Source organism: Clostridium sp. AM54-37XD (assembly GCF_003478225.1).
GTDB classification, from domain to species: Bacteria; Bacillota; Clostridia; order Lachnospirales; family Lachnospiraceae; genus Coprococcus; species Coprococcus ammoniilyticus.
This window is the reverse complement of sequence record NZ_QUEV01000015.1, coordinates 45967-52950: the sequence shown is the minus strand read 5'-3', so window position 1 is coordinate 52950 and position 6984 is coordinate 45967. Positions and strand designations below refer to the sequence as shown.

The window sequence follows — 6984 nt, the reverse complement described above, 5'->3', positions numbered from 1 at the left end:
ATCGTGTTACTTTTATATGATGGCAAAATGAAAAATAAAATTATAGTGTATGTATTATCATTGATATGATGGCAAAATGAAAAATAAAATTATAGTGTATGTATTATCATTGATAGGTGTTAATTATATTGATACTGCGATGTTTGTAACATTAGGATATTTAATAAAAGGAAAAATATGGTGGTATTATATTTATGATGCAGGATGGATTAAGATATATGCAAATATAATTTCATTTATTATAGTCATATTGATCGTTTTGGGATGCCGCAGATTTGTTAGAAAAAATATGTTGAATAGGAAAATTGAGACCTTGCAATGTTCCTTATTATCAGTAGCAATGCTGAGTCTTTATTTCATTTTTATAATTATGATGATGACTATGGCATATGGGAAACCAGAAAACAGGGCACGGCTGTATAACATTATTGGGCTTACCTTTGCTATAATCGTTGCTTGTATTATTGTATTCTTCCTACATTCAAATCGTTTAAAACACCAAAATGATGTACACATAGAAACGGAAGGGCTTTATGGCGAAAGTTTAGGATTGAAATTGGCATATGGTGAACAAGTTCATGATGATTATGAGAAGGTTCGGCAGTTCAGACATGATTTCAGACACCATATTGCAGCAATGGAAGGTCTGGTCTATGGTGGAGAATATTCAGAATTGGAGAAATATATGGGACAATTATCCCAGAAGGATAAAGAGTTAAATCGAGAACGGGTTCGGTATACCGGAAACTTTATGGTTGATTCTATTATATTTGGCATTACAAGGGATCAGAAATTTAAAGAGGTTGATTTTCAATTTGATGGTGGATTGCCAAGCAATCTGGGTGTCAAAGATATTGACATTTGTGGAGTTCTGGCGAATGCTCTTGAAAATGCAATGGAAGCGTGTCTGAAAGGAAATGATAGGAAAGCGGTTATTATGAAAGCTGGCTGTTATGAAAATATGATCAGTTTTCAAATTAAGAATACATATGACAGCAGCCGTTATAAAGCATTGGCTGGCGGTGAATTTTATTCTTCCAAAGAGGGAGATGGTCATGGATACGGAATCCAGAATATGGAACGTGTGGTAAAATCCTATAATGGGAGAATGGAGTACAACGTAGATCCGGAATGGGTAACAGTCGATATCTTTTTACAGCAAAAAGATGAGATATAAAAGGATATTCTGACATATTGAGGATTCTTTTTAGGTAAATAATTATAAACTTGTTTTCCGTTCGGATATCCATTACAATCAAATTTGGAGAGACGGAGGCAATATACAAAGCATAAAATATGCATGTTATTCTGTTCTATCAGTATTAAGAAAGGAGATAGAACATGGATAACGAAATTGTATATTCCTCCAATGCTACTGATCAGAAAGCACAGTATGATGCCAGTGCCAAGCGGCTGCTTGGACAGAAGATCATATTGGCGCATATACTGATCAGGGTAGTAGAAGAATTTAAAGGCATGGATGCAGATACGGTTGCATCATTGATTGAAGGTGAACCGTATATCAGCCAGATTCCGGTTGAACCTGGACTAATGAACAAAGAAGCAGTGGATGCCAGAACCGGTGAACGGATTGTCGGACTGAATACAGAAAGTTCCGAAATTGATGAGGGAAAGATATATTTTGATATTATTTTCTATGTACAGATGCGGGATGGATTGGCAAAGATGATCATCAATCTGGAAGCACAGAAGAATGAACCGACAAAGTACTTTATCTTAAATCGGGCAATCTTTTACACCGCAAGACTGGTATCATCACAGAAAGAGCGAGAATTCACAGGTTCTGATTATAACGAGATCAAACAGGTATATTCCATCTGGATTTGTATGAATATGGAGAAGAACAGTCTGAGTCATATCCATATGGTGAAGGATGATCTGGTAGAGGAACAGGATTGGAAAGGCAATCTGAATATTCCTAACATCGTGATGATTGGGTTGGCGAAGGAGATACCACCCAAGGAAGAAAGATATGAATTGCATCGATTGCTTGGACACTATTGTCACAGACAATGACGGCAGAACAAAAATTGAAGCTGATGAAACAGGAATATAACATACCGGTAGACAGACGCAGTATAAGGAAAGAGGTGAATATCATGTGCAATCTGAGTGAAGGCGTAGAAGAAATGGGATATGCAAAGGGCGAAGCCGCTGGCAGGGTAGAAGGAAAAATTGAATTTATTCTGAATATGCATAAGAAAGGCTACTCCTTAGAGCAGATCATGGATGTAACCGATATGAGCGAAGCGGAAATTAAGGCAATTATAGGCTAAAGACACAGGCAGAACAGATAGCATGTATATTTTAGTAGAAGTCCAGATATGGTAGAAATGCTGTATCTGGACTTTTTGCTCCAATAATATCCCTGACATAGCACCCGAAACAGGTGGGACTTTATCTTTGTATCCGTATTTTCCCATTGAGAAAACCAACCATTTTACATATAATTGAAGCGTGAAATAAAATGCAGAACAACCGTTGGATGATGGTGGATAAAATATACGGAAGGAGCATAGATAAATGGAAGAAAATAAAACATATATAGCGATTGATCTGAAATCATTCTATGCTTCCGTAGAATGTAGAGAACGGAACAGAGACCCCCTGACCACAAATCTGGTAGTGGCAGATCCGAGCCGAACAGAGAAAACGATCTGTCTGGCGGTATCCCCTTCTCTTAAGGCATATGGAATACCGGGCAGGGCGAGATTGTTTGAGGTTATTCAGAAGGTAAGGGAGGCAAATAACGCAAGAAGACGGAATATACCGGATCATCATTTTACCGGGACATCGGATGACAGCACGAAGCTGGGGACAGACCCGACTCTTCAGCTGGATTATATTATTGCTCCGCCGCGCATGGCACTTTATATGGAATACAGTACACGGATTTATGACATTTATCTGAAATACATTGCGCCGGAGGATATTCATATTTATTCGGTCGATGAGGTATTTATGGATGTGACCGGCTATCTGAATACCTATCATATGACAGCCAGAGAACTAGCCATGATGATGATACGAGATGTGTTAAAGACGACCGGAATCACAGCGACGGCAGGAATCGGAACCAATCTGTATCTTTGTAAGATCGCGATGGATATCGTGGCGAAGCATATCGAACCGGATGAGGACGGAGTACGGATTGCGGAGCTGGATGAAATGGCATACCGCAGGAAGCTTTGGAGTCACAAGCCGATCACGGATTTCTGGCGTGTCGGTCAGGGATATGCGAAGAAATTAGCGGAATATGGGCTATACACAATGGGCGATGTGGCGAGATGCTCGGTCGGAAAGACAAATGAATTATATAATGAAGATTTATTGTATAAGTTATTTGGCATTAATGCAGAGCTGCTGATCGATCATGCATGGGGATATGAGCCTTGCACGATGGATCAGATCAAGGCATATAAGCCGGAGACGAACAGCATTTGCACCGGCAGGTACTGCATTGTCCGTATGATTTTGATAAGACAAGGTTGGTTGTAAAGGAAATGACTGATCTTATGTCGCTTGATCTGGTGGATAAGGGACTTGTTACAGATCAGATCGTGCTTACGATCGGTTATGATATTGATAATCTGACAGATCCGGCGAGAAAGAAGAGATATAAAGGCGCTGTTACAACGGATCGTTATGGACGAAAGGTTCCGAAGCATGCACATGGAACGATCAATCTGAAGCGGCAGACCTCATCGACGCAGATGCTTATGGATGCGGTAATGGAACTGTATGACCGGATCGTCGACAAGGATCTTTTGATCCGGAGGATCAATATTACCGCGAATAAACTGGTGGATGAACATACTGTCACGAATGACGATGCGTATGAGCAGCTTGATTTTTTTACAGATTATGAAGCAGTAAAGGAACAAAGGGAAAAAGAGGAAGCAGATCTGGAACGAGAGCGCCATATGCAGGAAGCCATGCTCAGTATTAAGAAAAAATATGGAAAAAATGCGATCCTGAAGGGCATGAACCTGCAGGAGGGAGCAACGGCGAAAGACAGAAATGCACAGATTGGCGGACATAAGGCATAAAGAGGTATATATAATATGCAGGAGCAGAACAACCATAAATATGATGATATCATTCATTTGGAACACCCTGTTTCAAAGACGCATCCGCAGATGACGCTCTATGACCGGGCGGCACAATTTGCGCCGTTTGCGGCATTGACAGGACATGCGGCGGCGATTCGTGAGACTGCCAGACGGACAGATGAGAAACGGGTGCTCAGTGATGAAGTATTGGAAGAATTGAATGAGAAACTAAACATTATTTCAGCCAATATAGGTACAGAACAGTTAGTGGATATTACCTATTTCGTACAGGATGAGAGAAAAGCCGGAGGAGAATATGTTACGCATTCCGGTATCGTTAAGCGAATCGATCTGTACAGGAGAGCGGTGATCATGGCAGATGCAACGATCATACCGATTGAAGATATCAGTCGGATAGAAAGCGATCTGTTTTCCGGTTTGGAGTAACGTAAAAATTATATGAAAATGCCTGAAAATTACACCTTTACAGTATTTGTTAATAGATGCTATAATGGACTATATTGTGCGATTTCGGCAGTGTAGTATTCCTGAGTCTTGTGTGGAGAGTCGGGAAAAGAGAAAGGAAGGATAAAAACGTGTTTAAGATTGTTAGAACAGAAGCGTTGACAGATGCAATCTATCTTATGGACGTGGAAGCACCAAGAGTAGCAAAGAATTGTCTTCCGGGTCAGTTTGTAATCGTAAGAGGCTCAGAAGATGGAGAGAGAATTCCTCTTACAATCTGCGATTATTCAAGAGAAGCAGGCACGATCACTATCGTATTCCAGGTAGTAGGTGCAGCAACAGAGATGATGAAGAATTTAAAGGTTGGAGACAGCTTTACAGATTTTGTTGGACCGCTTGGCCGTCCGTCGGAATTAGTAGAAGAAGATTTAGAGACATTAAAGAATAAGAAGATCTTATTTGTAGCCGGTGGTGTAGGAACCGCACCTGTATATCCACAGGTAAAATGGTTACATGAGCATGGAGTAGCCGCTGATGTTATCATCGGTGGAAGATCCAAAGAGCTTATCATTCTGGAAGAGCAGATGAAGGCAGTTGCCGGAAATCTCTACATTACAACAGACGATGGTTCATATGGAAGCAAGGGCGTTGTTACAAATGAGATTCAGAAGCTTGTAGACGCAGGCAATAAATATGATGTATGCGTAGCAATCGGACCGATGATCATGATGAAGTTCGTTTGTAAGCTTACAAAAGAGCTTGAGATCCCTACAGTTGTCAGCCTGAATCCGATCATGGTAGATGGTACCGGTATGTGTGGTGCATGTCGAGTAACAGTTGGCGGCGAAGTAAAATTCGCATGTGTAGACGGACCTGAATTTGACGGACACCTTGTAAACTTTGAAGAAGCTATGGAGCGTCAGCAGATCTATAAGACACAGGAAGGCAGAGCATATCTTGCAGCCAAGGAAGGCGACACCCATCATGGTGGATGCGGACAGTGTGGAGGTGACAAATAATGGACGTTTTAAATAGAGTACCGGTTCGTGAACAGGAACCTGCGGTTCGTGCAAAGAATTTTGAAGAAGTATGTTACGGATATAATGAAGAAGAAGCAATGGCAGAAGCAGCAAGATGTATCGGCTGTAAGAATGCACAGTGTGTAAAGGGCTGTCCTGTTTCTATTGATATTCCTGGATTTATCGCTCATGTAAAGAAGGGCGAATTTGCAGAGGCATTCCAGGTGATCAGCAAATCATCAGCACTCCCTGCTGTATGTGGCCGTGTATGTCCACAGGAGACACAGTGTGAAGGTAAATGTATCAGAGGTATCAAGGGCGATCCTGTATCTATCGGTAAACTGGAACGTTTCGTTGCTGACTGGGCAAGAGAGCATGGCATTAAGCCGGAACCGGCAGCAGAGAAGAATGGCAAGAAGGTTGCAGTTATCGGTTCCGGTCCATCCGGTCTTACCTGTGCAGGAGATCTTGCAAAGATGGGTTACGATGTAACAATCTTTGAAGCACTTCATGAGACAGGCGGCGTACTGGTTTATGGTATCCCTGAATTCCGTCTTCCAAAAGATGGCGTAGTAAAGAAAGAAATCGAAAATGTAAAATCCTTAGGTGTTAAGATTGAGACTGACGTTGTAGTCGGTAAATCTGTAACGATAGATGAATTAATGGAGGAGGAAGGCTTCTCAGCAGTATTTATCGGTTCCGGTGCAGGACTTCCTAAGTTCATGGGTATTCCGGGTGAGAATGCAAATGGTGTATTCTCAGCAAATGAGTACCTGACAAGAAGTAACCTGATGAAGGCTTACAAGGAAGGCTCTAACACACCTATCATGGTTGGTAAGAAGGTTGCCGTTGTCGGCGGTGGTAACGTAGCAATGGATGCTGCAAGAACAGCACTTCGACTTGGCGCTGAGACACATATTGTATATAGACGTAGTGAAGAAGAACTTCCTGCCAGAGTAGAAGAAGTACATCATGCAAAAGAAGAAGGAATCATTTTTGATCTCCTTACAAATCCAACTGAGATCCTTGAAGATGAAAAGGGCTGGGTTAAGGGCATGAAATGTGTTAAGATGGAACTTGGTGAGCCGGATGCATCCGGTAGAAGAAGACCGGTTGAGATTCCTGGTTCTGAGTTCGTCATGGATGTGGATGCGGTTATCATGTCACTTGGTACTTCACCAAACCCGCTGATCTCATCCACAACAAAGGGACTTGATACAAATAAGTGGAAATGTATCGTTGCCGATGAGGCAAACGGACAGACCACAAAGACAGGTGTATATGCCGGTGGTGATGCAGTTACCGGTGCAGCTACAGTTATCCTTGCTATGGGAGCCGGAAAGGCAGCAGCAAAGGGCATTGACGAGTACCTCAAAGGACTCAACTAATATATAGTCTTTGAAACAAAATAAAGGATGGTATTATCT

Annotated in this window: 6 protein-coding genes and 1 pseudogene; all 7 read left to right on the top strand. The window is 41.6% G+C overall.

Annotation, left to right across the window (positions count from 1 at the left end; translation table 11 throughout):
• Nucleotides 1-556 precede the first annotated feature (556 nt).
• The 7 genes and pseudogenes from DXA07_RS13130 (at nucleotide 557) to gltA (ending at nucleotide 6945) form a co-directional block, all read left to right on the top strand.
• Entirely contained in the window at nucleotides 557-1177 is a 621-nt protein-coding gene (locus tag DXA07_RS13130) for an ATP-binding protein (RefSeq protein ID WP_182429591.1), read from the top strand.
• A 164-nt stretch (nucleotides 1178-1341) separates the two neighbouring features.
• Nucleotides 1342-2037: a PD-(D/E)XK nuclease family transposase gene (locus tag DXA07_RS12130; RefSeq protein ID WP_348980830.1), complete on the top strand. Its 696-nt coding sequence runs from the start codon at nucleotides 1342-1344 to the stop codon at nucleotides 2035-2037.
• A gap of 23 nt (nucleotides 2038-2060) precedes the next feature.
• Nucleotides 2061-2297 carry a hypothetical protein gene (locus tag DXA07_RS14170; RefSeq protein WP_348980831.1) on the top strand — a complete coding sequence of 79 codons (237 nt, stop codon included), beginning with the start codon at nucleotides 2061-2063 and terminating at the stop codon, nucleotides 2295-2297.
• A gap of 247 nt (nucleotides 2298-2544) precedes the next feature.
• Nucleotides 2545-4070, top strand: a pseudogene (locus tag DXA07_RS12125) (DNA methylase).
• 15 nt (nucleotides 4071-4085) lie between these two features.
• Nucleotides 4086-4520 carry a hypothetical protein gene (locus DXA07_RS12120; protein ID WP_118484767.1) on the top strand — a complete coding sequence of 145 codons (435 nt, stop codon included), beginning with the start codon at nucleotides 4086-4088 and terminating at the stop codon, nucleotides 4518-4520.
• A 149-nt stretch (nucleotides 4521-4669) separates the two neighbouring features.
• Complete coding sequence (locus DXA07_RS12115; protein ID WP_021945016.1) at nucleotides 4670-5557, top strand: sulfide/dihydroorotate dehydrogenase-like FAD/NAD-binding protein; 888 nt, start codon at nucleotides 4670-4672, stop codon at nucleotides 5555-5557.
• Nucleotides 5557-6945 carry an NADPH-dependent glutamate synthase gene (gene gltA / locus DXA07_RS12110; protein WP_117785569.1) on the top strand — a complete coding sequence of 463 codons (1389 nt, stop codon included), beginning with the start codon at nucleotides 5557-5559 and terminating at the stop codon, nucleotides 6943-6945. Before DXA07_RS12115 ends, gltA begins: the two co-directional genes overlap by 1 nt.
• Nucleotides 6946-6984 lie beyond the last annotated feature (39 nt).

What these genes read in the sequence shown, in the direction of transcription:
- DXA07_RS14170 (WP_348980831.1), top strand. Translation starts at nt 2,061, where the DNA reads ATGAAACAGGAATATAACATACCGGTAGACAGACGCAGTATAAGGAAA.
- DXA07_RS12130 (WP_348980830.1), top strand. Translation starts at nt 1,342, where the DNA reads ATGGATAACGAAATTGTATATTCCTCCAATGCTACTGATCAGAAAGCA.
- DXA07_RS12120 (WP_118484767.1), top strand. Translation starts at nt 4,086, where the DNA reads ATGCAGGAGCAGAACAACCATAAATATGATGATATCATTCATTTGGAA.
- gltA (WP_117785569.1), top strand. Translation starts at nt 5,557, where the DNA reads ATGGACGTTTTAAATAGAGTACCGGTTCGTGAACAGGAACCTGCGGTT.